A 24,826-nucleotide genomic window follows, 5' to 3' on the forward strand; every position below is an offset into this window, starting at 1 on the left:
TACGCGCTGAGGCGGCTCCTTCGCGTCCGAAGCGGCGGCCGGGCCCGCCGCTCCCCTGCGGATGCGACCCGCGCGGACGCCCAGCAGGCTGGACGGATGAGCAATACACCGGTGATCGCGGCCGTCGACGGTTCGGAACACAGCCTGCGGGCCCTGGAGTGGGCTCGGAAGGAGGCCGTCCGGCACGACTGCGGGCTGCTGGTCGCCCATGTACTGCCCGACCATGCCCAGTTGTACGCCGGGCGCCGGGCCTCGCTGCACGACGCCTCCGAGCCCGAGGAATTCGCCGACCCCGTGCGCGACTGGGTCCGGTCCCTCCTGGGTGCCGACGGCCCCGGGCTGCCCGAGGGGGTCACGTACGAGGCCCTGGAGGGCTCCGTGCCCGAGGCGCTGCGGGTGATCGGCTCGCAGGCCCGGATGCTGGTGATGGGCTCCCGGGGCCGCGGCGGCTTCGCCAGCCTGCTGCTCGGCTCCAGCAGCCGGGCGGTGGCCAGCACGGCCGCCTGCCCGGTGGTCGTGGTCCCGCACGCGGAGCGCGGCGCCATCCCCGACGCCGATGCCGACGCCGAGCAGTCGGCCGGGCGGGTGGTGGTCGGGCTGCACGCCGCCGAGACGCCCGACGACGTACTGACCTTCGCGTTCACCGAGGCCGCCGTGCGGGCGACCACCGTCCAGGTGGTCTCCGCGTACGCCATCCCGCCCTCGCCGAACCTGGTGATCGACAGCCCCTTCGCGGTGATCCCGCCGGAGGGGCTGGCCGACGAGGGGGACGGCGTACCGGCCGAACGGGAGATGCTGCGGTCCCAGACGGAGCGGCTGGCGCCGCTGCGCGAGCGGTTCCCGGACGTCCCGGTCGAGCAGGCCGCGGTGCCCGGGGACGCGGCGGGCCGGCTGGTCATCGCCTCCAGGGCGGCGGCGCTGATCGTGGTGGGCCGCCACCACCCGCGGCGCACCGCCATGTCGCTGGCGATCGGCTCGGTGGCCCATGCGGTGCTCCACCACGCGCACGGCCCGGTGGCGGTGGTCCCGACCCTCAAGGACGACGTCTGACCTGCGGCGGGGTGGCATCAAACGCGCCGTCCGGGGGAAGGTGGGTGCAGGGGGGACGACCGACCAGCCAGGGTGGTGGCCGATGCCCGACAGGCAGCCGAAGGACGAGGTGCCGGAGACCGCGGCACAGCGCCGAGCACGCCGCGCGCAGTTCCTGCGCGACCTGATGGAAGCGCGCGAGCTGCGCGATCGCGTCCAGCCCCGCCGCGCCCGGGCGGCCCGTATGCGCCAGCAGATGCGCATGCGCACCTTCCGCTGGTGATCCGGGACCCCGGCACGCCGCGACACGTCCGGGACGCACCACCCGCCCCACACCCCTCCCCGCGACCCCGCCGCCCCCGCGCCGCAACCCCGGACAGCCCCCGCCGGTGCACGGCGCGGCACGACGCAAGCGCGGAAGACCTCTCGCAAAGCCGCTGTTTCTGCCACGATGCCGATTGGGCGGGGTACGGACGGCGAGCAGCACGGCCGCTGTGCCCCAACCTCCGGCCGGGGGGACCTCCAACCGGCACGCCTAAGACCAGTGGGAGAGTCACGGTGTATTTCGCCGCACTGCTCGCGCGCACCGAAGACGGGTGGGAAGCGAGCGACATGGAACTCGACGACGTCGAGTCCCTCAGTGATCTGATCGATCTCGCCCGGTCCGCCGCTGTCGACGACGACACGGTGGTCGCCCTCATCGAGCAGGAGGACGCCTGGTTCGGCGTCGTCCGCGTGGACGGGGAGGAGGACCCGCGGTACTTCGTGTCGAACGCCTCCGCGGCCGCCCGCAGCTCCTACGGCTCGATGCTGACCAAAGAGCTGCTGGGCAGCGACGAGGAGGACGACGAACTCGACGACCTGGACCTGGACGGCACCGAGGACGGCGAGGAGGATGCCGTCGCCGCGTTCGCGGACGAGGACGCCGACGAGGACGAGGTGGGCGGGACCGGTGCGGAACCGGTACCGGCCGGTCCGCTCGGTGACCCCCGGCTGCTGGACGATCTCGGGGTGACCAACAAACAACTGATGACCCTGGACGGGGACGCCCTCTCGGAGATCGCCGACTCCCTCGGCGCCACCGAGGTCCTGGAGGCCGTCCGCTAGTGCTCCCTGCCGACAACGACGAGCCCGATCCCGTACGGGACCCGTGGCGGGACTCCATGCGCCTGGCGCTCCAGGAGGCCGCCCGGGCGGTGCCGGCCGGCGATGTGCCGGTCGGCGCCGTCGTGCTGGGCCCGGACGGGCGGATCCTCGCCACCGGGTACAACGAACGCGAGGCGACCGGCGACCCCACCGCGCACGCCGAGGTCGTGGCACTGCGCCGGGCCGCCGCCGAGCTCGGGGAATGGCGCCTTCCGGGGTGCACCCTCGTGGTGACCCTGGAGCCGTGCGTCATGTGCGCGGGCGCGCTCGTCCAGTCGCGCGTCGCCCGGGTCGTCTACGGCGCGGACGACGAGAAGGCGGGCGCCGCCGGGTCGCTGTGGGACCTCGTACGCGACCGCAGGCTCAACCACCGTCCCGAGGTGGTCCGCGGTGTCCTGGCCGACGAGTGCGCGCGGCAGCTGACGGACTTCTTCCGCGACCTCTGAGCCGCCGGGTCCGGAAAAGGCCTGCGTACGGCCGCCGCGACGCCCCCGGGCATACCGATTTCAGCGGATGGGGTTCCTTAGGCTAGGATCCATCTCGGTAGTGTGTCCGAGTGGCCGAAGGAGCTCGCCTCGAAAGCGAGTATGGGGCAACCCATCGGGGGTTCAAATCCCTCCACTACCGCTTCGATCGAGAGCCCCGCCCCGCAAGGGTCGGGGCTCTCGGCGTATTCCGATCGCCTCTCCGGAGGACACCCGCGTGACCGCCCGCCCGTTCGGCCGTTGTCACGGCATGACCAAGACCCAGCGCATGCTCGCCGCCCTCGCCCTCGCGGGGGCCGCCGCGGGCCTCGCCGCACCCGCCGCATCGGCCGCCCCGGTCTCCCCCCTCACCCTGCCGGACCTGCCGGCGGCCGCCCCGGGGATGCCCGCCGGGGCCCAGCCCACGTCGGTCCAGGAGATCGGATCGAAGCTCAGCGCCGGGGCGAACCAGCTCAACGCGCTGATGGAGCTGCCCGACCAGCTGGCCCCCGTCATCGCGCCCGTACAGCCCCTCACGGACCTCGCCGGCGCCGTGCAGTAGCCGCGGGGGCCGCAACCGCCGCCGTACGCCTCCCGTACGCCCCCTGTGCGCCCCCGAGCGCGGCCGAGCCCCCGTACGCCCCGCGGCCCCTGCAGGCCCGCGTCGCGGGCGCCGCGGGGACAACGCGAAGAAGGCCCCGACCGGAGCCGGGACCTTCGACACGTGGCACGGGGGAAGTGGCATCGGGGGACAAGCCACTTCCCCCGACGAGGACGGGACCTGCCGGTCCGGAGCGCGGTCAGGGGGAAGCTCGCGGCCCGGACCCCGCAGTGAGGCCCTGTCCCTCACCCACCGGTTTCCTGCCAGAACCGGTGGGCTCACCCCCATCCTGCGCCCACCGCAACCGCACGCTCCACGGCAAAGGACCCGGAGTACCGGGCCATTGGTCCTTAAAGGACAGGTGAGTGTCCAATCTTGACCGGTTAGACTCACCCGACTTGCTCGGACCGGTTGGGGAGGCCGCCCGCACGTGGACACCAAGAAGCTCATCACGGGTGCCCTCACCGTGTTCGCCCTCTTCGTGATCATCACCCAGCCGAAACGAGCGGCCGAGATCGTGGAAATAGGCTTTCAGGGGATATCGGATGCCGCATCCGGCATCGGCGAGTTCATGACCGAACTGGTGCGCTGACCCGTACGCTGAAGCGGTTCCCGGACTTCCGACCCCCCACTCCGACGGGTGGGGGGCTTTTGTATACCCACCACTGGCCGTATTGCCCCAATATGCCCAACTTGCCGTCAACACGGCGATATACGGTGCTTGCACACAGTGCACATCTCTTGTGATGCTATGACCGCTTTTGATGGATGAGATGACTGAAGGGGTGGCGTGACCGTGCCGGCCAGTACTGCGCCTCAAGTGCCGCCCCAGCAGGACCCCCAGGTACCGCCCCAGCCGGAGCCCCAGCGGGAACACCGCCAGGAGCCGCCCGAGGAGCCCCCGGCCGCGCCGAGACCGCCGAGCAGGGGCGCGGACACCCGGGCGCTCACCCAGGTCCTCTTCGGCCAGCTGAAGGGCCTCCAGCCGGGCACCGGCGAGCACAGCCGGGTGCGCGGGGCCCTCATCGAGGCCAACCTCCCGCTCGTCCGCTACGCGGCCGCCCGCTTCCGCAGCCGCAACGAGCCCATGGAGGACGTGGTCCAGGTCGGCACCATCGGCCTGATCAACGCCATCGACCGGTTCGACCCGGACCGGGGCGTGCAGTTCCCGACCTTCGCGATGCCGACCGTCGTGGGCGAGATCAAACGGTACTTCCGCGACAACGTCCGCACCGTCCACGTGCCGCGCCGCCTCCACGAGCTCTGGGTCCAGGTCAACGCCGCCACCGAGGACCTCACCACCCTCCACGGCCGCACCCCGACCACCGCCGAGATCGCCGAGCGGCTGCGCATCACCGAGGACGAGGTGCTGTCCTGCATCGAGGCCGGCCGCAGCTACCACGCGACCTCCCTGGAGGCCGCACAGGAGGGCGACGGCATGCCCGGGCTGCTCGACCGCCTCGGCTACGAGGACCCGGAGCTGGCCGGGGTCGAGCACCGCGACCTCGTCCGCCACCTCCTCGTACAGCTGCCCGAACGCGAGCAACGGATCCTGCTCCTGCGGTACTACAACAATCTGACGCAGTCACAGATCAGCGTGGAGCTCGGCGTCTCCCAGATGCACGTCTCCCGACTCCTCGCCCGGAGCTTCGCCCGACTGAGATCCGCAAACAGGATCGAGGCGTAACCGGAACGAGTGGAGATCATTCACGCGTTTCCCGACATATGGGGCTAATCGCCCTTCGACCTCCTCTGTCGCTGGAGATATATGTCGACATGGCGCTACAGCGCGTTGCCGACATGTGACATTCTGCGTGAACCGCGTTTGCCGCAGCCCCGCCTCCGGTATTCAGGTGGAGGCTGCGTTCCTCCGACGGGCGCGCAGTACGCGACCGTCCGCGACCTCAAGGGGGTGGCATGTCCGTAGACCAGGGCAGCTCCAAGGTGCTCACGCTCGTCAAGAGCGCGCCTGCGCCCACAGCACCTGTAGCGTCCGACCGCTCGGAAGCCATCGACACCCGCACCCTCTCCCGCTCCCTCTTCCAGCGGCTCGCCGCCCTGGATGCGGACAGCCCCGAACGGGCGTACGTACGCGACACCCTGATCGAGCTGAACCTGCCTCTCGTGCGCTACGCAGCCGCCCGATTCCGCAGCCGCAACGAGCCGATGGAAGACATCGTCCAGGTCGGAACCATCGGCCTGATCAAGGCGATCGACCGCTTCGACTGCGAACGCGGCGTCGAGTTCCCGACGTTCGCGATGCCGACCGTCGTGGGCGAGATCAAACGATTCTTTCGGGACACCTCCTGGTCCGTCCGCGTCCCGCGCCGACTCCAGGAACTGCGCCTGGCGCTGACCAAGGCCAGCGACGAGCTCGCCCAGAAGCTGGACCGCTCGCCGACCGTGCCGGAGCTCGCCGCCGTGCTCGGGGTCTCGGAGGAGGACGTCGTCGACGGCCTCGCCGTCGGCAACGCCTACACCGCCTCCTCGCTCGACTCGCCCTCCCCCGAGGACGAGGGCGGCGAGGGCTCCCTCGCGGACCGCCTCGGCTACGAGGACACCGCACTGGAGGGCGTCGAGTACCGCGAGTCCCTGAAGCCGCTGCTGGCCAAACTCCCGCCCCGGGAACGGCAGATCATCATGCTGCGCTTCTTCGCGAACATGACGCAGTCGCAGATCGGCGAGGAGGTCGGCATCTCCCAGATGCACGTCTCCCGGCTGCTGACCCGCACCCTCGCGCAACTGCGCGTAGGACTCATCGGAGAGTGAACCGGCGCCTCGCGCTTCCCAATTGACGATCCGTCAGGAAAACTGGCGCGATGCGAAAGGGAGCGCGAGCGTCCGCCGCCACCACCCTGCTCGCCCTGTGCTGCACGGCCGCCGCCGGCCTCACCGGCTGCGGCGGCCCGGCGCGGGACGGCTATGTCGCCGTGGGCGCCGCGCCCCCGGGCCCCGAACGCGGCCCGGGGGAGAACGTGGCACCGCGGGGTCGGGTGGAGTTCCAGCAGCTCGGCGGCCCGGACGTGGCGGGCGGAGCCGGGCAGTCGTCCACGACCTCCAGTACGTCGACCGGTACCGCGGGATCCGGGACCCCTGGCGGCTCCGCCCCGGGCGGAGCCACGACCACCGGCCCCGGCGGCTCCGCGGGCACCCCCGGCACCTCCGCGGGGCCGGGCAGGACCCCGCCGCCCGGCGCGCCGGGTACGCCGACGACGCCCGCGCCGCCCGGCGCACCGACCTCGCCGACCCCACCGGCCTCGCCGGGCACCCCGACGAGCCCGCCCGGCAGGCCCGGGACGACACCGCCGGCCCCGCCCGCGTCCACACCGGCCCGGCTGACGCTGTCCGCACCGGTCAGGGCGGCCGCGGCCGACCGGTGGTGCGAGCGGGTCACCGTGACCTTCACCAACACCGGGACCACCCCGGCCCGCTCGGGCACGGTCGGCTTCGCGACGCACATCATCGGCGCCCTCGGCGTCGACTGGGCCACGATCTCCACGAGCCAGGCCCTTCCGGTGCCGCTGGCGGGCGGGGCCTCGAAGGCGCAGACCTACACGGTGTGCGTGGAGTCCTGGCGGGTGCCGCCGGGCATGCACGTGGACACCCGGCAGGTCACCGCGACCTGGAGCTGAGGCGCCCGCCACCCACGGCCCGCGCCGGGTGCGGGGCGGGCCGGGCGGCCGGGCGCCATCAGTGCAGTACGACCCAGGCAGCCGCGCCGATCACGAGGACGAGCGCGATGACCAGTGCGATCTTCGCGGTCGGGTTCGAGGACCCGGCCTGCTGCTCGGCGCGCCGCTGCTGCCGGGCGCCCGGACCCGCCTGGCGGGCGGGTGCGGCCTCCTCCACGAAGGCCTTGAACATCTGCGTGCTGCCCGCGGGGTCGTAGTTGCCCTCGGGGACCTGTGAGTTGCGGTTGTCAGCCATGGAGCAGGACCCTAGCCGGTTTTCCGATTCCTTTACCGCCCCACCCCCCGGATTCATTTGCCTGTAGCAACCATGCGCTTCTATGGTTGCCTCAAGCAACGAGATGGGGGACCCCGGTGACCGTGCAGACCGCTCCGACCCTGCAGAACACCCCTAACACCCCGAGCACCCCGAGCGCCCCGGCCGCTCCGTACGCGGAGCTGGCCCGCCAGCTGACCGGAATCGGCGCGGTCCGGCGCGAGCTCGCCCGCAGCCTGCCCCCGGACTGCCCGCCCGGCGCCGCCGTCGTCCTCACCCTGCTCGACCGGCACGGGGAGATGCGGCTGAGCCGGCTGACGGAGTTCATGGGGGTCGACATCTCGGTGACCAGCCGGCACGTCACGCACATCGCCGACCGCGGCTGGATCGAGCGCGAGACCGACCCGGGCGACGCGCGCTGCCGGATCCTGCGGCTCACCCCGGCCGGCCGGGCCCTGCTCGCCGAGCTCGGCGCCCGCTGCACGGCCTCACTGGAAAGAGCCCTCCACGACTGGTCCCCCCAGGACATCGACGTACTCAACACCCTGCTGGCCCGACTCCGATCGAGCTTCTAGAGGTAAGGAAAGACATGGCCCAGTCGGAGACGACGACCGACACCCCACCCGCGTCCACGGGCACCTCCGTGCCCATGACCCACCCACAGATCATGAAGGCACTGTCCGGGCTGATGCTCGGCATGTTCGTGGCGATCCTGTCGTCCACGATCGTCTCCAACGCCCTCCCCCAGATCATCAGCGACCTCGGCGGCACCCAGTCCTCGTACACCTGGGTGGTCACCGCCGCGCTGCTGTCGATGACGGCCGCCACCCCGCTGTGGGGCAAGCTGTCCGACCTCTTCAGCAAGAAGCTGCTGGTCCAGATATCCCTCGTGATCTACGTCCTCGGATCCGTGGTCGCGGGCATGTCCCAGAACACCGGCACGCTGATCGCCTGCCGCGTGGTCCAGGGCATCGGCGTCGGCGGCCTCTCCGCCCTGGCGCAGATCGTGATGGCCGCGATGATCTCCCCGCGCGAGCGCGGCCGGTACAGCGGCTACCTGGGCGCGGTCTTCGCCGTCGCCACCGTCGGCGGCCCGCTGCTGGGCGGTGTCATCACCGACACCGAGTGGCTGGGCTGGCGCTGGTGCTTCTACGTCGGCGTACCGTTCGCGATCATCGCGCTGATCGTGCTCCAGCGCACCCTGCACCTCCCGGTCGTGCGCCGCGACGTCAAGGTCGACTGGCTGGGCGCCTTCCTGATCAGCGGCGCCGTCTCGCTGCTGCTGATCTGGGTCACGCAGGCCGGTGACTCCTACGCGTGGATCTCCTGGCAGACCTGGGCGATGACGGGCGGCGCGCTCGTGCTCGGCCTGCTGTTCATCCTGGTCGAGTCCCGCGCGAGCGACCCGATCATCCCGCTGCGGCTGTTCCGCAACAAGACCATCAGCCTGGCCTCGGCGGCCTCCCTGTTCGTGGGCATCGCGATGTTCTCGGGGACCGTGTTTTTCAGCCAGTTCTTCCAGTTGGCCCGCGGTGAGTCCCCGACGATGTCCGGAATCCTCACGATTCCGATGATCGCCGGCCTCTTCGTCTCCTCCACCCTTTCCGGTCAGGTGATCACCAAGACCGGTAGGTGGAAGGCCTGGCTCGTCTCCGGCGGCGTCCTGCTGACGGCCGGTCTGGGTCTGCTCGGCACCCTCCGCCACGACACCCCGTACTGGCACATCGCGATCTACATGGCGGTGACCGGCCTCGGTCTCGGCATGATGATGCAGAACCTGGTCCTCGCCACCCAGAACCAGGTGGCCCCCGAGGACCTGGGCGCGGCCAGCTCGGTCGTCACCTTCTTCCGCTCCCTCGGCGGCGCCGTGGGCGTCTCCGCGCTGGGCGCGGTCATGGCCAACCGGGTCACCCACTACGTCCAGGAAGGCCTCGCCGCCCTCGGCCCGAAGGCCGCGGCCCTGGGCCACGGCGGCACCGCCGGGGGCGGGATCCCCGACCTGGACAAGCTGCCCGCGCCGTTCCGCGAGGTCATCGAGTCCGCGTACGGGCACGGCGTCGGCGACGTCTTCCTCTACGCCGCCCCGTTCGCGCTGCTCGGCCTGGTCCTGGTGGTGTTCATCAAGGAGGTCGCCCTGAAGTCGAAGCCGGCGGCCCACGCCCCGGCCGCGGTGTCGGACGAGGCGGCCCCCGCCGAGAGCGCCGTCAAGGCCTAGCCGGCGCCCGACGGGCCGCGGCCTTGGCCTCGATGCCCGAGATCAGGACGTCGAGCGCGAGGCAGAAGTCGCCCTCCGGCGCCCGCCGGACCGTCCCGCCGCAGCCGTGCAGGAACTGCGAGACGGCCAGGTGGGCGCCGGTCCGTGCGGCGTCCACCAGGCCGGTGGCGTCCAGCAGCCGCTGGAGGGCGGCGTCGAAGGCCCGCGCGTGCGGGCCGATGTTCGGGAACGCGGCGGTGAGCGGGGCCACCCACGGGTGGTCCGCCACCACCCGCCGGTAACCGCGGGCCAGCGCCTGCAGCTGGCCCGGCCAGCCCGCCCCGCCGCCGCCCTCCGCCGCGCCTTCGGCCGCCCTCTCCCCGGCACCCTCCGCCGCCGCGGTCGGCGGCCTCAGCTCGCCGAGCACGCGGTCGAGGGCGAGTTCGAGCAGATCCTGCTTGGTGTCCACGTACCAGTACAGGGACATCGCGGTCACCCCCAGCCCCGCGGCGAGCCGCCGCATCGAGAACCGGGCCAGCCCGTCGGCGTCGAGCAGCCGCACGCTGGCGGCGGTGATCCGGTCCCGGTCCAGCCCGGAGGATGCCTCGCTGCGGCGTCTGGCGGGTGCGGCGGGTCTGGCAGCCAGCCACACACTGGTCCGGGTCTCGCCGGGATCGGCCGCGGTCACCATGCAGGCACCCTCCTCACGACAGGTGGATCAGTCCGGAATGCCCGGTCCGCCCTCTTGATGCTAGGGGGTGTCCTGTCGATCGGGCCGGATCAGGCCGTCGGGGCCGTCGGGGCCGTCAGGTCGTAGAAGGTGGCTCCGCCGACCGTGGACTCCTTGAAGTTGGCCTTGATCCAGGTCTCGATCTCCGTACTGGTGCCACCTCCCGGACCGCCGGGGCCGCCCCGGCCGCCACCCCCGGGCATGCCGCCCTCGGTGTCGCCGGCGCCGGTGCTCTGGCCGATGAACCAGTGGATCTTCCCTTCCCGCACGTACTTCTGGAACTGCTCCAGGGTCGGCGAGGGGTCGCTGCCGTTGAAGCCGCCGATCGGCATGACGGGCACCCCGGAGGCCAGCTGGTAGCTCGCCGCGTTCTGGGAGCCGATCGCGGCCGCCGCCCAGGTGTACTCGTCGGCCCCGGTGGTGAGGGCCTTCTTGGCTGCCGCGCTCACCCGGGCGCCGTTCAGCAGGCCGCCCGGACCACCCTGGCCGCCGCCACCGAACCGCTCGCCGCCACGTCCGCCCTGCCCCTGCGGCATCCCGCCCGGAGCCATCCCGCCCGGCGCCGTTCCGCCCGGCGGCATCGCGCCCTGGGGCGGCATCCCGCCCTGCTGCCCGCCGCCCTGTCGGCCGCCGGTCGGCATCCCGCCCTGGCGGCCCTGCCCGCCCTGGAGCATCTCGCCGAACCGGCCCGTGCCACCCGGCCCACCGGGGCCGCCCATCATCCCGCCGGGTCCGCCCCGGCCGCCCGCCACCGCCGGTCCGGCGGTCACGATGGAGCCGGTGTGCGCGGTACTCACGGTGGTCAGGCAGTACGCGAACGGCCCGGCCAGCGCCGCCGCCACGCCCAGCGCCGCGGTGGCCTGCAGCGCCCGGCGCCCGGCCCGCGCGGCGAACGGCAGCGCGACCGCGGCGAGCAGCCCGCCCACCAGGACCGCCCAGCGCAGCCACGGCAGGTAGCCGGTGGCGCGGCCGAGCAGCACGAACGACCAGACCGCCGTCAGCGCGAGCGTCCCGGACAGGGTGAGCGCGGCGGCCTTGCCGCCCCGCTCCTCCCACAGCACGGCGGCCCCCATGCCGATCAGCGCCGCCACGAACGGCGCCAGCGCCACGGTGTAGTACTCGTGGAAGATGCCCTGCATGTAGCTGAAGACGACCGCGGTGATCAGCATCGAGCCGCCCCAGGCCAGGAACGCCGCCCGGGCCATGCCCTCCAGGGAGTCCGTGGCCCGGCGGGCCCGCCAGGTGATCAGCAGACCGGCCACCAGCAGGACGAGGGCCGCCGGCAGCAGCCAGGCGATCTGGCCGCCGATGTTCCCCGAGAAGAGCCGGTCGATACCGGTCTCGCCCCAGCCGCCGCCACCGCCCCCACCGGCGCCGCCCCGGCCACCGCCGCCGACGCTGCCGGTCTCGTTGCCGCTGATCCGGCCGAGGCCGTTGTAGCCGAGGGTCAGCTCCAGGAAGGAGTTGTTCTGCGAGCCGCCGATGTACGGGCGGGAGGAGGCCGGCCACAGTTCGACGACGGCCACCCACCAGCCTCCGGCCACCACCATCGCGAGCCCCGCCAGCAGCAGCTGGCCCAGCCGCTTGCGCAGCCGGGTGGGCGCGCAGACGGCGTAGAGGAGGGCCAGCGGCGGCAGGATGACGAAGGCCTGCAGGGTCTTGGTGAGGAAGGCGAAGCCGACCGCCACCCCGGCCCAGACCAGCCACCGGGTGCGGGCCCCGTCGAGGGCGCGCAGCACGCAGTACACGGTGACGGTCAGCAGCAGGGTCAGCAGCGCGTCGGGGTTGTTGAAGCGGAACATCAGCGCGGCGACGGGCGTCAGGGCGAAGGCGGCGCCGCTCAGCAGCCCGGCCCCGGGACCGAACTGGCGGCGCACGGCGGCGTACAGCACGCCGGTGGTCGCAACGCCCATCAGGGCCTGCGGCACGAGGATCTGCCAGGAGCCGAGCCCGAAGAGCCGGACGGACAGCATCATCGGCCACAGGGCCGCAGGCGGCTTGTCGACGGTGATGGAGTTGCCGGCGTCGGAGGAGCCGAAGAAGAAGGCCTTCCAGCTCTCGCTGCCCGCCTGCACGGCGGCGGAGTAGAAGGAATTGGCGTAGCCGGAGGAGCCGAGGTCCCACAGGAGCAGGGCGGCGGTGGCGATCAGCAGCCCGGCCAGGGAGGGAAGTTCCCAGCGGGGGCGGTCGGCCGCCGCGCGGCCGGCGGTACCGGCGCGGGCCTCGGGGACCGGGAAGAGCGAGGGTGCTGCCGTGGTCATCGGATGTCGTCCTTCGCGGGAGTGTCGCGCCGCTCGGGGAAGACCCAGGCGCGGAAGAGCAGGAAGCGCAGCACGGTGGCGGCGAGGTTGGCGGTGATCAGCACGGCCAGTTCGGTGCTGTGCGCGGGATCGGCGGTGGCCGCCCCGAGCGCGGCGAGGGAGCCGCTGGTGAGGGCCAGGCCGATGCCGAACACCACGAGGCCTTGGGCCTGGTGGCGCACGGCGCGGTCCCGGCCGCGCACCCCGAAGGTGAGCCGGCGGTTGGCGGCGGTGTTGGCCAGCGCGGAGAGCAGCAGTGCGGCGCCGTTGGCGAACTGCGGGCCGGTCCCGGCGCGGAAGGCGGAGTACAGGAGCAGGTAGAGCACGGTGGAGAGCGCCCCGACGGCGCAGAAGCCGAGCAGCTGGCGGGCGAGTCCGCCCTCCACTCCGGGCAGTGCGGCGCGGTCGCGCGGATCGTCGCCGAAGGGGCGGGCGAGCCGGTCCAGCGGGAGCGCGCCGACCGCCAGGGCCCGGCCCACGCGCCAGACGCCCTTGAGGTCCTCGGTGGCGGTCCGGACGATGTGGACGGTGGAGTCGGGGTCGTCGACCCAGTCCACCGGCACCTCGTGGATCCGCAGCCCGGCCCGTTCGGCGAGTACGAGCAGTTCGGTGTCGAAGAACCAGCCCGTGTCCTCCACCAGCGGCAGCAGCCGCTCGGCGACCTCGCGCCGGATCGCCTTGAATCCACACTGCGCGTCGCTGAACCGGGCGGCGAGGGAGGACCTCAGGAGGAGGTTGTAGGCACGCGAGATGAACTCGCGCTTCGCGCCCCGCACCACCCGTGAGGACCGGGCCAGGCGGGTGCCTATGGCGAGGTCGGAGTGGCCGGAGATCAGCGGTGCGACCAGCGGCAGCAGGGCGTTGAGGTCGGTGGAGAGGTCCACGTCCATGTAGGCGAGGACGGGGGCGTCGGAACCGGACCACACCTGGCGCAGGGCCCGGCCCCGGCCCTTCTCCTCCAGGCGTGTGCTGCGTACGCCGTCCAGCGCGGCGGCGAGCCCGCGCGCGACCTCAGGGGTGCGGTCGGTGCTCGCGTTGTCGGCGACCGTGATCCGGAAGGGATAGGGGAAGGTCCGGCTGAGGTGCTCGTGCAGTCTGCGGACGCACGGGCCGAGGTCCTTCTCCTCGTTGAAGACAGGGATCACCACGTCGAGGACGGGCTCGCCGGGCACGGGCGCGAGGGGCGCCCGTGCCGGAAGGGCTCCGGGAGAGGTGTCGGTTCGCATGGTCCGACCTTCGCCGGGCGCCCTGTCACCGCCGTGTGCTGAGCCTGTGCCCCGCCTGTGAGTCCGTACGGTCCGCCTGCGCGTGCGGCAGCAGGACCTCGAAGCAGGTCCGTCCGGGCTCGCTCCGTACGCCGACCCGCCCGCCGTGCGCGGTGACCACGGCCTGGACGATGGCCAGCCCGAGCCCGGTGGAGCCCGCCGCGCGGGAGCGGGAGGCGTCACCGCGGGCGAAGCGCTCGAAGACGCGGGGAAGCAGGTCGGGGGCGATGCCGGGCCCGTCGTCCTCGATCCGCAGCCGGACGGCGGATGTTTCACGTGAAACGTGCGCGGTGACGGTGGTCCCCGGAGGGGTGTGCGTACGGGCGTTGGCGAGCAGGTTCACCAGGACCTGCTGGATCCGGGCCGGATCGGCCCGGATCGGGGCCGGTTCCTCGGGCAGGTTCAGGCGCCAGTGGTGCTCGGGGCCCGCGGCCCGGGCGTCGCTGACGGCGTCGATGACGAGCGGTGCCAGGTCGGTGTCGGAGTCACCGGTGGGCAGCGGGCGTCCCGCGTCGAGCCGGGCCAGCAGGAGCAGGTCCTCGACCAGCCCGGTCATCCGGGTGGCCTCGGATTCGATCCGGCCCAGGGCGTGCCGGGTGTCGGGGCCGGGTTCCTCCCGTCCCCGGCGGGTCAGTTCGGCGTAGCCGCGGATGGAGGCCAGCGGGGTGCGCAGTTCGTGGCTGGCGTCGGCGACGAACTGCCGGACCTGCATCTCGCTCTGCTGGCGGGCGGTGAGGGCGGAGGAGACATGGCCCAGCATCCGGTTGAGCGCCGCGCCGACCTGGCCCACTTCGGTACGGGGGTCGGCCTCGGCGTCCGGGACCCGCTCGTGGAGGGCGGGCTCGCCCTTGTGCAGGGGAAGTTCGGAGACGCGGGTGGCGGTGGCGGCCACCCGGCGCAGCGGGCGCAGGGCGACCCCGACCAGGGCCTGACCGGCGAGGGAGGCCGCGATCAGCCCGGCGAGCGTGACGCAGAGCTCCACGCCGATCAGGGTGCGCACGGTGGAGTCGACGTCGCTCAGCGGGAAGCCGAGGGCGAGGCTCCCCTCGTGGGAGATCAGCACCCGGTAGCTGCCGAGACCCGGGAGCTCCGCATCCACCGGCCCGGGCGTACCCTGCGCGGACTTCCGCGCGGCCTGGGCGAGGGCTTTGCCCTGGGCCTCGGTCAGCGGCGGCGGCTGGTCGACCGACCATCCCTCGGCGCGGACGTTGCGGGCCGTCCCGAGGACGGTCCCGGCGGGATCGAGCCGGATCCCGGCAGCGTCCAGCGGGCTGCCGGGAGCCATGACGAAGCCGGCACCGCTCTCCCGGGCCGGCTTCCCGCCGGGCGCCCGGACGGCCATCCTCACGGAAGCCTTCAGCTGATCGTCGAGCTCGGTGACCAGGTACGAGCGCAGGGCGAAGGTGGTGACGGTCCCGATGGCCGCACCCACGACGGCGATCAGCGCCACCGCCGAGACGACGAGCCGGGTGCGCAGCGACCAGGGCCGGCGGCCAGGTGGTCGCCGGTTCCTGCGGAGTGCCACTACTCGCCCGGCTTGATCAGGTAACCGGCGCCGCGTCGCGTGTGGATCATCCTGGGCAGACCGGGGCCGCTCTCCAGCTTCCTGCGCAGGTAGGAGATGTAGAGCTCGACCACATTGGCCTGGCCGCCGAAGTCGTAGGACCACACCCGGTCCAGGATCTGCGCCTTGCTCAGCACGCGCCGGGGGTTGCGCATCAGGTAGCGCAGCAGCTCGAACTCGGTGGCGGTCAGGTGGATCTCCTGGGCGCCCCGCACCACCTCGTGGCTGTCCTCGTCCAGCCGCAGATCGCCGACGGCCAGCACCGAACCGCCGCGCGCGGCCTGTGCCGCGCCGGAGCGCCGGACCAAGCCGCGCAGCCGGGCCACGACCTCCTCCAGGCTGAAGGGCTTGGTGACGTAGTCGTCGCCGCCTGCCGTGAGGCCCGCGATCCGGTCCTCCAGCGAGTCCTTGGCGGTCAGGAACAGCACGGGGACCTGGGGGATCTCGCGGCGCAGGCGCCCCAGGACGGCCAGGCCGTCCATGTCGGGAAGCATGATGTCGAGGATGACCACGTCGGGCCGGAACTCCCGGGCCGCCCGCACCGCGCCCGCCCCGTCGCCGGCGCTGCGGACCTCGCAGCCCTCGTAGCGCAGGGCCATGGACAGCAGCTCGGAGAGCGAGGCCTCGTCGTCGACGACGAGCACCCGGCAGGGGCCGCCGTCGGGCCGCACCAGGGCCGTGGGGTGGTTGGTGGACGTGGACGCATGGGAGGTGGTCGTCGCAGTCATACCGAACACGCTGTCCCGGGCCTCTGAGAGCGTTCTTGTGCCTACCTGTGAATTTCCTGAGAAAGGGAATCCGCGGAGAGAGGCGGGGCGCCGGGGCCGGGGGGCGTCAGCCGTCGAGGCGGAACAGCCGGGCGCCGTTGTCGTGGCAGACCGCCCGCAGCCAGTCGTCACCGAGGCCGAGCCGTTCGAGCGCGGCGAGCTGGTGCTCGTAGGGGTAGGGGATGTTCGGGAAGTCGGTGCCGAGGAGGATCCGGTCGCCGAGATCCCCGAGGCGTCCGAGATCCCCGGGCGGAAAGCCGTGCATCTGCTCGGAGAAGTCGGTGAAGGCCATGGTGGTGTCCAGGCGCACCTCGGCGTACCGGTCGGCGAGGTCGAGGAAGTCGGTGTACTCGGGCATGCCCATGTGCGCGATGACGAGCGGCAGCCTCGGGTGGCGGGCCAGCAGCCGGGCGATCGGCTCGGGCCCGGTGTGCTTGCCCGGGACGGGACCGGAGGCGCAGTGGATCACGATCGGGAGGCCGGCCTCGGCGAGCAGCCCCCAGACGGGGTCGAGCCGGTCGTCGTTCGGGTCGTAACCTCCGACCTGGAGGTGGGACTTGAAGACCCGGGCTCCGGACTCGACGGCTTGGCGGACGTACGCGTTCACTCCCTCCTCCGGGAAGAACGTCGCGGTGTGCAGGCAGTCGGGGGTGCGGGCGGCGAAATCGGCGGACCAGGCGTTGAGCCAGGCGGCCATCGCCGGTTTGTGCGGGTAGAGCATGGCGGTGAACGCCCGTACCCCGAACTCCCGCAGGAGCCCGACGCGCTGCTCCTCCTCGTGCCGGTAGGTGATGGGCCACTCGACACCGGTCAGCGGGCCGACCGCGTCGAAGTAGTCCCACACCTTGTCCAGGACCCGCTCGGGCATGAAGTGGGTGTGTACGTCGACCAGTCCGGGCAGCCCGAGCCGCTCCCGGAAGGCACGTACCGCCTCAGCCGTTGCGGACAAAGCCGTGGCTCCGTTCGACGGTCGCGACGTGCAGGGTGTAGCTCTCGTACCAGTCGGCGCGGCCCTGCTTCATGGCCGCCTGGTGCTCCAGGTCCTTGCGCCACACGGTGAGGGACTCGTGGTCGCGGAAGTAGGCGACGGTGATGCCGAGCCCTCCGGGGGTGCGCGCGGATTCGTAGCCGAGGTATCCCGGGTTCGTCCGGACGATCTCCTTCATCCGCGCGAGGGTCTCGGGATATCCGCTGTCGTCGTCGGTGCGGATATTGCTGAAAACGGCCATGACATAAGGCGGTTCGAAGGCCTGTACCGGCTGAGTGGTCATGTCGAACACCCTCGGCGGAGCGCCCCCGGCATGTCCACCGGAATCGGCCCCGAAAGGCCAAAGGGATCCAAGTTTTGACCATGGCCGCCACGATCGCAGCCGTGCTCCGCGCCATGGTCCGAGCCTCGGTCCACCGGTGTCAGAACAGCCCGCCCTGCTCGGCTGGAGTCGCGGAGGCGGACGGGATCGGCGCCGTCGGGACCGAGGTCACGGCCTCGTCCCCCGGAGCGGTGAGCTCCCATCCCGCCAGCAGCCGGGTGTCCACCACGAGTCCGTCCGCGAGGTGGAGATCGGGACCGGCCGCGCCCGCCAGCCGGCCCACCACGGACCCGCCGGACACCATCTCGGTGAGCACCCGCGCCGGCCCGGGCAGGCCCGGCAGGGAGTCCAGCCCGAACGCCCCGGCGTGGTCGGCCACTTCGCACTCCACCCGCTCCAGCGACTCCGGCCACCCGGCCAGCGCCGCCGCCCGTGCGTGCAGTTCGGCGACCTCCCGGGCCCGATCGGTGGCGGCCGGCAGGTGGGCCCGTACTCCGCGCTTGCGGGCGTACGCGATCCGGTCGGGCACCCCGAGCGCCGCCCGCAGCAGCTCCTCGGTGCGCCGGGTGGCCATCAGAGGACCGCGCCCGAGCCAGGCCCATGCCACCGCCCCCTGCTCCAGCAGCCGGGCCGAACCACGCTCCTCGGCGGTGATCCCGACCTTGACCATGCCGGGACCGAACCAGGCCAGGTAGACCCGGTAGGTGCGCGGATCGGCGGCGTTGGTGTCGGCCGCCACGGAGAACGACCGGTCGAGGCGGGCGCACTCGGGGCACTGCGCGTTCCCGGCGCGGCCCGGCACGGTGTCCGCGGTGGGGCAGGGCGTCCGCTTCCCGGCCCGCCGCACACCGAGGCAGTGCCGCTCCCCGCGAGCGGCGAAGGCGATCCGCTGCCCGTACGCGAGCTCGCTCACCCGCTCGCCGCGCCCGTCCCCGTACCAGCCGATGGCGGGGCGGCCGTCCGTCCACCGGATGCCGGTGCACCACCAGGTCACAGCGGGAGCGGCCGCTCGAAGAAGGTGTCCAGGACGACGGTGGCGTGCGTACCGCTGACACCGTCGATGGCGTAGAGGCGGCGCAGCACGTCCTGCAGCTGTCCGGTCGAGGCCGTACGCACCTTGACCAGCACGGACGCGCTGCCCGCGATGATGTGCGCCTCCTGGATCTCGGGGATCGCGGCGAAGTCGGCACCCGACTCGCCCATCCAGGCGTTGGAGTCGACCATCACGTAGGCCAGGACTCCACTGCCGACGGCCTCCGGGTCGACGTCAACGGTGGTCCGCCGGATCACCCCGCGCTCGCGCAGTTTCCGTACCCGCTCGTGGGTGGCCCCCGCCGAGAGCCCGACGGCCGTGCCGAGAGCGGCGTACGACTGGCCGGCGTCCTGCTGCAGGCGCAGGACGAGCGCACGGTCGATGTCGTCCACGCAATCTTCCTCTCATGGGTCTGTCGACCCTTGCGAAGACAGTACCGGATCCTGCAATGTCACCATCAGACCGAACAGAATTCGGCAAATCCTTTCCAGGGGGAATCATGTCTGCCATCGCCGACCTCACCTTGTACGAGATTCTGGACGAACGCTTCCGGACCGGCCGCTGCGCCAACGGCGACGCCCGGCTGGACCGGCTCTACGACGGCTGCCGCTGGGCGGAGGGCCCGCTCTACCTGCCCGCCTGGCGGCAACTGGTGTGGAGCGACATCCCCAACGACCGGATGCTGCGCTGGGACGAGGCGACCGGCACGGTCTCCGTCTTCCGCTCCCCAGCCGGCCACTCCAACGGCAACACCCTGGACCGCGAAGGCCGCCTGATCACCTGTGAGCAGGGCAACCGGCGCGTCACCCGCACCGAACCGGACGGCAGCCTCACCGTCATCGCCGACCGCATCGACGGCAAGCGGCTCAACAGCCCGAACGACGCGGTCGTCCGCTCGGACGGCTCCATCTGGTTCTCCGACCCGGACTTCGGCATCACCAGCGACTACGAGGGCCACCGCGCACCCAGCGAGATCGGCGCCTGCAACCTCTACCGGGCCGACCCCTCGACCGGCGAGGTCCGGACGGTCGCCGACGGCTTCCTCGGACCCAACGGCCTCGTCTTCTCCCCGGACGAGAGCGAGCTGTACGCCGCGGACACCCGGGCCGGCCACATCCGCGCCTTCAAGGTCACCGACGACGGCACCCTCACCGGCGACCGCGTCTTCGCCACCTGCCCCGGCGTGGACAACATCCGCTTCGACGACGAGGGCCGGCTGTGGGCGGCCGCGATGGAGGACGGCGTCCGCTGCTACGCCGCGGACGGCACCCTGATCGGCCGGCTCCGCATCCCCGAACCGGTCTCGAACATCGCCTTCGGCGGCGCCAAGAACAACCGCCTCTTCATCACCGCCACCACCTCTCTCTACTCCCTGGTGATGTCGGTGACCGGCCTGCCCCGGGTCCTGTGAGGACCGGGCCGCCTACCGGGCGACGAACTGGGTCAGGATCGCCTGCACCTCGTAGATGTCGACGCCCTTGGTGAAGGTCTTCGCGATCGGCGCCGAGCCGCCGGATATCCATATCTTGAGCTCGGCGTCGAGATCGAAGTGCCCGGCGGTCTCGACGGAGAAGTGCGTGATGCTCCGGTACGGGATGGAGTGGTATTCCACCTTCTTCCCCGTGAGCCCCTGCTTGTCGACGAGCACCAGCCGCCGGTCGGTGAACAGGATCGTGTCGCGGATCAGCAGGTACGCGGCATGCACCTGCTCCCCCTGCCCCAGCAGCCGCGCGTAGTCCCGCTGCGCCGACACGGGGTCGACGGTGTGCGCGTTCCCGAACAGTCCCATGAGTGCCCCCGTTTTCCAGCGCCGGACTTCCGGCTTCGAACGATCTCCGAAAACCGTACCGAGGCCGGCCCCTCGTCCACGTCCCCCGCCAGAGCCATCCCACCCCTGACATCCTCCGGGGGACCCCGTCCCCATCAAGGAGGAGACGGCACACCGTCAGGACATACGACAGAGGCCCCCAGGATTTCTCCTGGGGGCCTCTGTCCTGCTGTGCACTCGGCAGGATTCGAACCTGCAACCTTCTGATCCGTAGTCAGATGCTCTATCCGTTAAGCTACGAGTGCTTGGGCTTCTCGGGGTTTTGCGCCCCGTTGGCCTTGCGAGAACAACAATACATGGACCTCGCCGGGACGCGAAATCCATTACCCAAACCGCTTCTGACCTGCGGAAACGAGCCGGATGGAGATCATCCGGATGGGTTCGCGCAGAGGGCGGAGCGGACCGGATCGTCCCGGAACGCATCGAAGCCCCGGTCCGTCAGGACCGGGGCTTCGATGAGGTGCGGAGGCGGAGGGATTTGAACCCTCGATGGGTGGTAAGACCCAAACCGCATTAGCAGTGCGGCGCCATAGACCGGACTAGGCGACGCCTCCAGCACACCCCCGCGTACGAAGGTGCGTGCAGATGATGACACAGGCGCAGGGCCCCTCACCAATCCGCTCCCACGGTACTAGGCGGGACGGCCGGAGGGCAAAGCCTTAAAGCGGCCGTGGCACGCAACGTCGGCGCCCCCGCGTCGTTGGGCAGGCGTACGACGTGTTCGGACGACCTGGAGTGCCCCATGCTGCGTCTCGCCGCCTTCGCCGTCACCTCCGCCCTGGCCGCAACGGTGGCCGGGCCGCTGCCCCCGCTCCCGCTGGGCCGGCTGCTGGCGACGCCCGACCGCCTCACCATCTCCATGGCCGACACCGGAAACCGCCGGCTGGACCGGGAGTACCGGCTCGAATGCGGCCCCGTCGGCGGCGACCACCCGGAGGCGGAAGGTGCCTGCGCCCGGCTGGATCAGCTCGCCCGCGAGGGGAAGGACCCCTTCGCCCCCGTCTCCAAGCGGCAGATCTGCACCATGCAGAACGGAGGTCCCGCCACGGCCCGGATCACCGGAACGTGGAACGGCTACAAAGTGGACGCCACGTTCCGGCGGACCGACGGATGCGAAATCCGCCGCTGGGACGAGTTGGAACCTCTGCTTCCGAGTGGGCGTTCCTGACCTGCGAGGATGCGCGGGATGGGCGGTATCCGCCACACATCGGCCACCCCATCGCGGGCCTGTGGCCTTAGACTCCTCCCGTGACTTGCCGGTAGTTGTTGGTCAGGGAGGAAGCTCGTCGTGAGCAGCAGGCCATCCCGAGGCGCTGCTCGCCTCGCAGCAATACTCGATGCCCTTCCGGACGCGCTGTTGCTCGTCAACGCCAACGGCACGGTCGTCAACGCCAATTCGATCGCGCTCGAGATCATGGAGAGCCCCGGCACCGGGCTCGTCGGCCGGGGCGTGCTCGACCTCCTGCCCGAGTTCGACTCCAAGCTGATCCCCGGCTCCATGCGCCGGCCCGGCGAGGACGACGGCGGGCGCACCAAGCCCAAGCGGATGATCGCGCGCCGTACCGACGGCTCCGAGTTCCCCGTCGAGCTCACCAGCGCCCATCTCGACGGACGCGACGCCTACCGCGAGCCGCAACCCTCGTACACGGGCGACGAGCTGCTGATGCTCGTGGTCCGCGACCTCTCGCAGACCGTGGACACCGAGGCCGAGCTGGCCCGCTCGCAGCGGCAGACCGAGATGATCCTGCGCGCCGCCGCCGAGGGCGTCGTGGGCACCGACACCGACGGACGGGTGGTCCTGGTCAACCCGGCCGCCGCCCAGATCCTCGGCTACCGCGCCACCGACCTCGGCAACCGCGAACTGCACGGCCTCATCCAGCACTCCCGCGCCGACGGCTCCCCCTTCCCCTTCGAGGAGTCCCCGCTCGCCGACACCCTGCGCAGCGGGCGCAAGCACCGCGTCCGCGGGCAGGTGCTGTGGAACAAGGCCGGACAGCCGGTCGCCGTCGACCTGACCACCTCGCCCGTACGGGACGGGGAGCAGCTCGTCGGCGCCGTGATGACCTTCACCGACCGGCGGCCCTACGACGCCCTCGCCGCGCGGCACGCCCAGCTGATGGCCGTCCTCGGCGAATCCCTGCGGGGGCCGCTGGACGAGCTGCGCGGTGAGCTCGCGACGCTGGCCGCCGACGACGCCGGACAGCTGTGGCCCGAGGCCAACCAGCTGCTGCACCACCTGGCCGCCGGGTACTCGCGGATGACCACGCTGGTGGACAACGTCCTCGGCTACCAGCGCCTGGACACCGGCCGGGACCGGCTCACGAAGAAGAACGTCCTGATCAACACCGTCGTCACGGCGGGCGTCGACGGGGCCGTCGAGCTGATCGGTCCGGGCCGCGTGCAGTTCGCCGTCCACGCGCCGACCATCGAGGCCGAGGTGGACGCGGACCGGATCTCGACCGCGCTCGCCCACCTGGTCGCGGACGTCGCCGGGGTGGACGCGACCGGCAAGACCCGCCAGGGCAGCGGCTACAGCGACTCGACGATCGTGGTGGCCGCCGCGCAGCGCGGCGACGTCGTACGGATCGAGGTGCGCGGGCCGTACGAGGGCGGTAGCCCGGTCCACGAGCCGATCGTGCGGGGGATCGTGGCCGCACACGGCGGCGTGCTGCAGACGGTGGAGGTCCCGGGCGCGCCCGGCGGGGCGTACGTGCTGGAGCTCCCGCTCGGCTCGGGTGCCGGGACGGTGACCCTGCCCGAGCCTGCGGAGGAGCCCCCGGCCGGTCCGGCCTCGGACGGTGCGGGAACGGCCGGGGGCGCGGCTCCCGGAAAGGTCTCCGGCGGCCGGCGCGGCCGCCGCGGGGTGGACGCCTTCCTGGACGACGGGCCCACCGGTCCCGAGGCGGCGCAGGCCGCACAGGCCGCACAGGCCGCACAGGGTGGTGGCGCACTGGCGCTGCCTTCCGGGCGGCGGCGCGCTGGCGAGGCCGGCGACGCTCCCGAGACGGGCCCCGAACTCGCTCAGTCCCCGGTGAACCCGGCTGGACTCGGCACCGGTCGCAGGCGCGGCCGGGCCGGTGACGGCAGCGGCGAGGCCGAAGGCGCCGGCGGGCACGACGGCCCCGGCCGGCCCGTGCCCCCGCAGGGCACCGCCATGCCCGCGCTCCCGCCCGTCCCCACAGTGCCCCCGGTTCCGGTCACCGAGCATCCCGCCGGGCGGCGCCGGGCCCTGGGTCCGGCCGGTCCGGCGCAGCCCGGCGGCCCCGTCCCCGCGACGGGGCTCGGGCCGGCTCCCGTTCCCGCGCGGCCCATCGCTCCCGAGGGCGGTTTCGCGCTGCCGGCGGGCCCGACACCGGCTCCCGCCGCGGCCGACTCCGACGCCGACGCATCGGCCGGGCGGCGTGGCCGCCGGGTGCTGGGCGCCCCGGGCGCCGAGCCCGAGGCCGCAACCGCCGCCGCGCCCGCCGCCGCTGCCGCCCCTGCGGCGCAGCCCGACGCGTCCGCCGAGAACCCGACCGGGCGGCGCCGCGCGCTGGCCGGTCCCCCGGCGTGGCCGGTTCCGGCGGCCCGTACCGCTCCCGAGGACGACGAGGCCTCCGGCCAGGTCGCACTCCCCGGTGCGCGTCGACCGCAGGACACCCCTGCGGAGGGCCAGGCCGCGCAGCCGATCAGCGTGCGCGCCCTCGGCACCCTCGGCCAGGGCATCTCCGTCGACCCGGGTGGCTCCGGCCCGGCTTCCGGGGCCGGTGCGGCTTCCGGTTCCGGCCGGCGTCGCCGGCTCGCCGAGCCCGCCCCGCAGGGCCGCGCCTTCGCGATAGGGGCGCCCGAGGCGGGCGCCGACGAGGGCCCAGAGCCGCTGGACGGCCCGGGAGGCGCCGTCGAGGTCGTCAACCGGCCCGTGCCGCGGCCCGTGGACGACGAGCTGCCGCCGGAGCCCCTGGACAACCCGCGCCGGCTCCTGGTGTGGCCCGCGCCCGATGTGCAGACGCAGCAGGCGCTCAGCAACCGCGGCTACCGGCCGGTGATCGTGCACTCCCGCGAGGAGGTGGACGCGCAGATCGCCGCGTTCCCCGCCGCGCTGTTCGTCGACCCGCTGACCGGGCCGATCACCCGGACGGCCCTGCAGTCCCTGCGTCAGGCCGCGGTGGCCGCGGAGGTCCCCGTACTGGTCACGGCCGGGCTGGGGCATGCCACGCGCGAGGCGGCGTACGGCGCCGATCCGGCCGTTCTGCTGAAGGCCCTGGCGCCGCGTGACAGCGAACAGCACCCCTCCCGGGTGCTGCTGATCGAGGAGCGCGACGAGATCGCGACCGCGCTGACCGCCGCCTTGGAGCGGCGCGGCATGCAGGTCGCACGGGCGGGTGCCGACACCGACGCCGTGGAACTGGCGACGCGGATGCGGCCCAACCTGGTGGTGATGGACCTGATGCAGGTACGCCGTCGGCGGGCCGGGATCGTGGACTGGCTGCGTGCCAACGGGCAGCTGAACCGCACCCCCCTGGTCGTCTACACCGCGACCGGCATCGACCCGGCCGAACTGCCGCGGCTCGCCTCCGGCGAGAGCGTCCTGTTCCTCGCGGAACGGTCCACCACGGCGGACGTCCAGGGCCGCATCGTGGACCTGCTGGCCAAGATCGGCACCAACTAGTA

Annotated in this window: 24 protein-coding genes, 3 tRNA genes and 1 pseudogene; 15 read left to right on the forward strand and 13 right to left on the reverse strand. The window is 72.5% G+C overall.

Annotated features, from left to right (window positions below; translation table 11 throughout):
- Nucleotides 1–96 precede the first annotated feature (96 nt).
- From JYK04_RS21190 to JYK04_RS21235, 10 genes are all read left to right on the forward strand, one after another.
- Entirely contained in the window at nt 97–1,050 is a 954-nt protein-coding gene (locus tag JYK04_RS21190) for a universal stress protein (protein ID WP_229875328.1), read from the forward strand.
- A gap of 82 nt (nt 1,051–1,132) precedes the next feature.
- Nucleotides 1,133–1,312: a hypothetical protein gene (locus tag JYK04_RS21195; protein ID WP_030768873.1), complete on the forward strand. Its 180-nt coding sequence runs from the start codon at nt 1,133–1,135 to the stop codon at nt 1,310–1,312.
- 275 nt (nt 1,313–1,587) lie between these two features.
- The gene (locus JYK04_RS21200) at nt 1,588–2,136 is read left to right on the forward strand and encodes a tRNA adenosine deaminase-associated protein (RefSeq protein ID WP_189737689.1); all 549 of its coding nucleotides are present in this window, start codon (nt 1,588–1,590) and stop codon (nt 2,134–2,136) included.
- A 56-nt stretch (nt 2,137–2,192) separates the two neighbouring features.
- Entirely contained in the window at nt 2,193–2,621 is a 429-nt protein-coding gene (gene tadA, locus JYK04_RS21205) for a tRNA adenosine(34) deaminase TadA (protein WP_030010608.1), read from the forward strand.
- 96 nt (nt 2,622–2,717) lie between these two features.
- A tRNA-Ser gene (locus tag JYK04_RS21210) sits at nt 2,718–2,802 on the forward strand.
- A gap of 108 nt (nt 2,803–2,910) precedes the next feature.
- The gene (locus tag JYK04_RS21215) at nt 2,911–3,201 is read left to right on the forward strand and encodes a hypothetical protein (RefSeq protein WP_208809276.1); all 291 of its coding nucleotides are present in this window, start codon (nt 2,911–2,913) and stop codon (nt 3,199–3,201) included.
- Between the two features lie 469 nt (nt 3,202–3,670).
- Nucleotides 3,671–3,832: a hypothetical protein gene (locus JYK04_RS21220; RefSeq protein WP_167745563.1), complete on the forward strand. Its 162-nt coding sequence runs from the start codon at nt 3,671–3,673 to the stop codon at nt 3,830–3,832.
- Nucleotides 3,833–4,036: 204 nt separating this feature from the next.
- A complete protein-coding gene (locus JYK04_RS21225; RefSeq protein WP_373297433.1) occupies nt 4,037–4,927 on the forward strand; it encodes an RNA polymerase sigma factor SigF in 891 nt (296 codons plus the stop codon).
- A gap of 230 nt (nt 4,928–5,157) precedes the next feature.
- On the forward strand, nt 5,158–6,009 hold the full coding sequence (locus JYK04_RS21230; RefSeq protein WP_030768885.1) for an RNA polymerase sigma factor SigF: 852 nt from the start codon (nt 5,158–5,160) through the stop codon (nt 6,007–6,009).
- A gap of 50 nt (nt 6,010–6,059) precedes the next feature.
- On the forward strand, nt 6,060–6,872 hold the full coding sequence (locus tag JYK04_RS21235) for a hypothetical protein (protein WP_189737700.1): 813 nt from the start codon (nt 6,060–6,062) through the stop codon (nt 6,870–6,872).
- 58 nt (nt 6,873–6,930) lie between these two features.
- Here the strand turns inward: JYK04_RS21235 and JYK04_RS21240 are convergent, their stop codons facing one another.
- A complete protein-coding gene (locus tag JYK04_RS21240) occupies nt 6,931–7,167 on the reverse strand; it encodes a hypothetical protein (RefSeq protein ID WP_189737703.1) in 237 nt (78 codons plus the stop codon).
- 140 nt (nt 7,168–7,307) lie between these two features.
- On the opposite strand from JYK04_RS21240, the gene JYK04_RS21245 reads away from it, so the two are divergent.
- A complete protein-coding gene (locus JYK04_RS21245; RefSeq protein ID WP_189738582.1) occupies nt 7,308–7,760 on the forward strand; it encodes a MarR family winged helix-turn-helix transcriptional regulator in 453 nt (150 codons plus the stop codon).
- Nucleotides 7,761–7,834: 74 nt separating this feature from the next.
- A pseudogene (locus tag JYK04_RS21250) lies at nt 7,835–9,379 on the forward strand (MDR family MFS transporter); the annotation flags it as partial.
- Nucleotides 9,380–9,389: 10 nt separating this feature from the next.
- Here JYK04_RS21250 and JYK04_RS21255 read toward each other — a convergent pair.
- From JYK04_RS21255 to JYK04_RS21295, 9 genes are all read right to left on the reverse strand, one after another.
- Nucleotides 9,390–10,070, reverse strand: a complete 681-nt coding sequence (locus tag JYK04_RS21255; RefSeq protein WP_189737709.1) for a TetR/AcrR family transcriptional regulator — start codon at nt 10,068–10,070, stop codon at nt 9,390–9,392.
- An 89-nt stretch (nt 10,071–10,159) separates the two neighbouring features.
- The gene (locus JYK04_RS21260) at nt 10,160–12,370 is read right to left on the reverse strand and encodes an ArnT family glycosyltransferase (protein WP_189737711.1); all 2,211 of its coding nucleotides are present in this window, start codon (nt 12,368–12,370) and stop codon (nt 10,160–10,162) included.
- Entirely contained in the window at nt 12,367–13,635 is a 1,269-nt protein-coding gene (locus tag JYK04_RS21265) for a bifunctional glycosyltransferase family 2/GtrA family protein (protein ID WP_189737714.1), read from the reverse strand. Before JYK04_RS21265 ends, JYK04_RS21260 begins: the two co-directional genes overlap by 4 nt.
- Nucleotides 13,636–13,660: 25 nt before the next feature.
- Entirely contained in the window at nt 13,661–15,199 is a 1,539-nt protein-coding gene (locus JYK04_RS21270) for a sensor histidine kinase (protein WP_202186075.1), read from the reverse strand.
- The gene (locus JYK04_RS21275) at nt 15,199–15,966 is read right to left on the reverse strand and encodes a response regulator transcription factor (protein WP_272933166.1); all 768 of its coding nucleotides are present in this window, start codon (nt 15,964–15,966) and stop codon (nt 15,199–15,201) included. The genes JYK04_RS21270 and JYK04_RS21275 overlap by 1 nt, the downstream gene beginning before the upstream one ends.
- Nucleotides 15,967–16,072: 106 nt before the next feature.
- Entirely contained in the window at nt 16,073–16,954 is an 882-nt protein-coding gene (locus tag JYK04_RS21280; RefSeq protein ID WP_189737717.1) for an amidohydrolase family protein, read from the reverse strand.
- Nucleotides 16,938–17,276, reverse strand: coding sequence for an antibiotic biosynthesis monooxygenase family protein (locus tag JYK04_RS21285; RefSeq protein WP_189737719.1), 339 nt, complete (start codon nt 17,274–17,276; stop codon nt 16,938–16,940). Before JYK04_RS21285 ends, JYK04_RS21280 begins: the two co-directional genes overlap by 17 nt.
- A 139-nt stretch (nt 17,277–17,415) precedes the next feature.
- Nucleotides 17,416–18,309, reverse strand: coding sequence for a DUF2797 domain-containing protein (locus JYK04_RS21290; RefSeq protein ID WP_189737722.1), 894 nt, complete (start codon nt 18,307–18,309; stop codon nt 17,416–17,418).
- Nucleotides 18,306–18,740: an Lrp/AsnC family transcriptional regulator gene (locus JYK04_RS21295; RefSeq protein ID WP_189737725.1), complete on the reverse strand. Its 435-nt coding sequence runs from the start codon at nt 18,738–18,740 to the stop codon at nt 18,306–18,308. Before JYK04_RS21295 ends, JYK04_RS21290 begins: the two co-directional genes overlap by 4 nt.
- A 107-nt stretch (nt 18,741–18,847) precedes the next feature.
- Here JYK04_RS21295 and JYK04_RS21300 point away from each other — a divergent pair, with 107 nt between their 5' ends.
- Nucleotides 18,848–19,759, forward strand: coding sequence for an SMP-30/gluconolactonase/LRE family protein (locus JYK04_RS21300; RefSeq protein ID WP_189737728.1), 912 nt, complete (start codon nt 18,848–18,850; stop codon nt 19,757–19,759).
- 12 nt (nt 19,760–19,771) lie between these two features.
- Here JYK04_RS21300 and JYK04_RS21305 read toward each other — a convergent pair whose 3' ends face one another.
- From JYK04_RS21305 to JYK04_RS21315, 3 genes are all read right to left on the reverse strand, one after another.
- Nucleotides 19,772–20,137, reverse strand: coding sequence for a PH domain-containing protein (locus tag JYK04_RS21305; protein ID WP_189737731.1), 366 nt, complete (start codon nt 20,135–20,137; stop codon nt 19,772–19,774).
- A gap of 211 nt (nt 20,138–20,348) precedes the next feature.
- Nucleotides 20,349–20,421: transfer RNA gene (locus tag JYK04_RS21310), tRNA-Arg, on the reverse strand.
- A gap of 218 nt (nt 20,422–20,639) precedes the next feature.
- Nucleotides 20,640–20,730, reverse strand: a tRNA-Ser gene (locus JYK04_RS21315).
- Between the two features lie 188 nt (nt 20,731–20,918).
- Between JYK04_RS21315 and JYK04_RS21320 the strand changes: the two genes are divergently transcribed.
- Together JYK04_RS21320 and JYK04_RS21325 are read left to right on the forward strand one after the other, a co-directional pair.
- Nucleotides 20,919–21,344 (forward strand): SSI family serine proteinase inhibitor, encoded by a 426-nt coding sequence (locus JYK04_RS21320; protein ID WP_189737734.1) that lies wholly within the window; start codon nt 20,919–20,921, stop codon nt 21,342–21,344.
- Nucleotides 21,345–21,464: 120 nt separating this feature from the next.
- The gene (locus JYK04_RS21325) at nt 21,465–24,824 is read left to right on the forward strand and encodes a response regulator (RefSeq protein ID WP_189737737.1); all 3,360 of its coding nucleotides are present in this window, start codon (nt 21,465–21,467) and stop codon (nt 24,822–24,824) included.
- Nucleotides 24,825–24,826 lie beyond the last annotated feature (2 nt).

The sequence above is a fragment of the Streptomyces nojiriensis genome (assembly GCF_017639205.1).
GTDB lineage: Bacteria > Actinomycetota > Actinomycetes > Streptomycetales > Streptomycetaceae > Streptomyces > Streptomyces nojiriensis.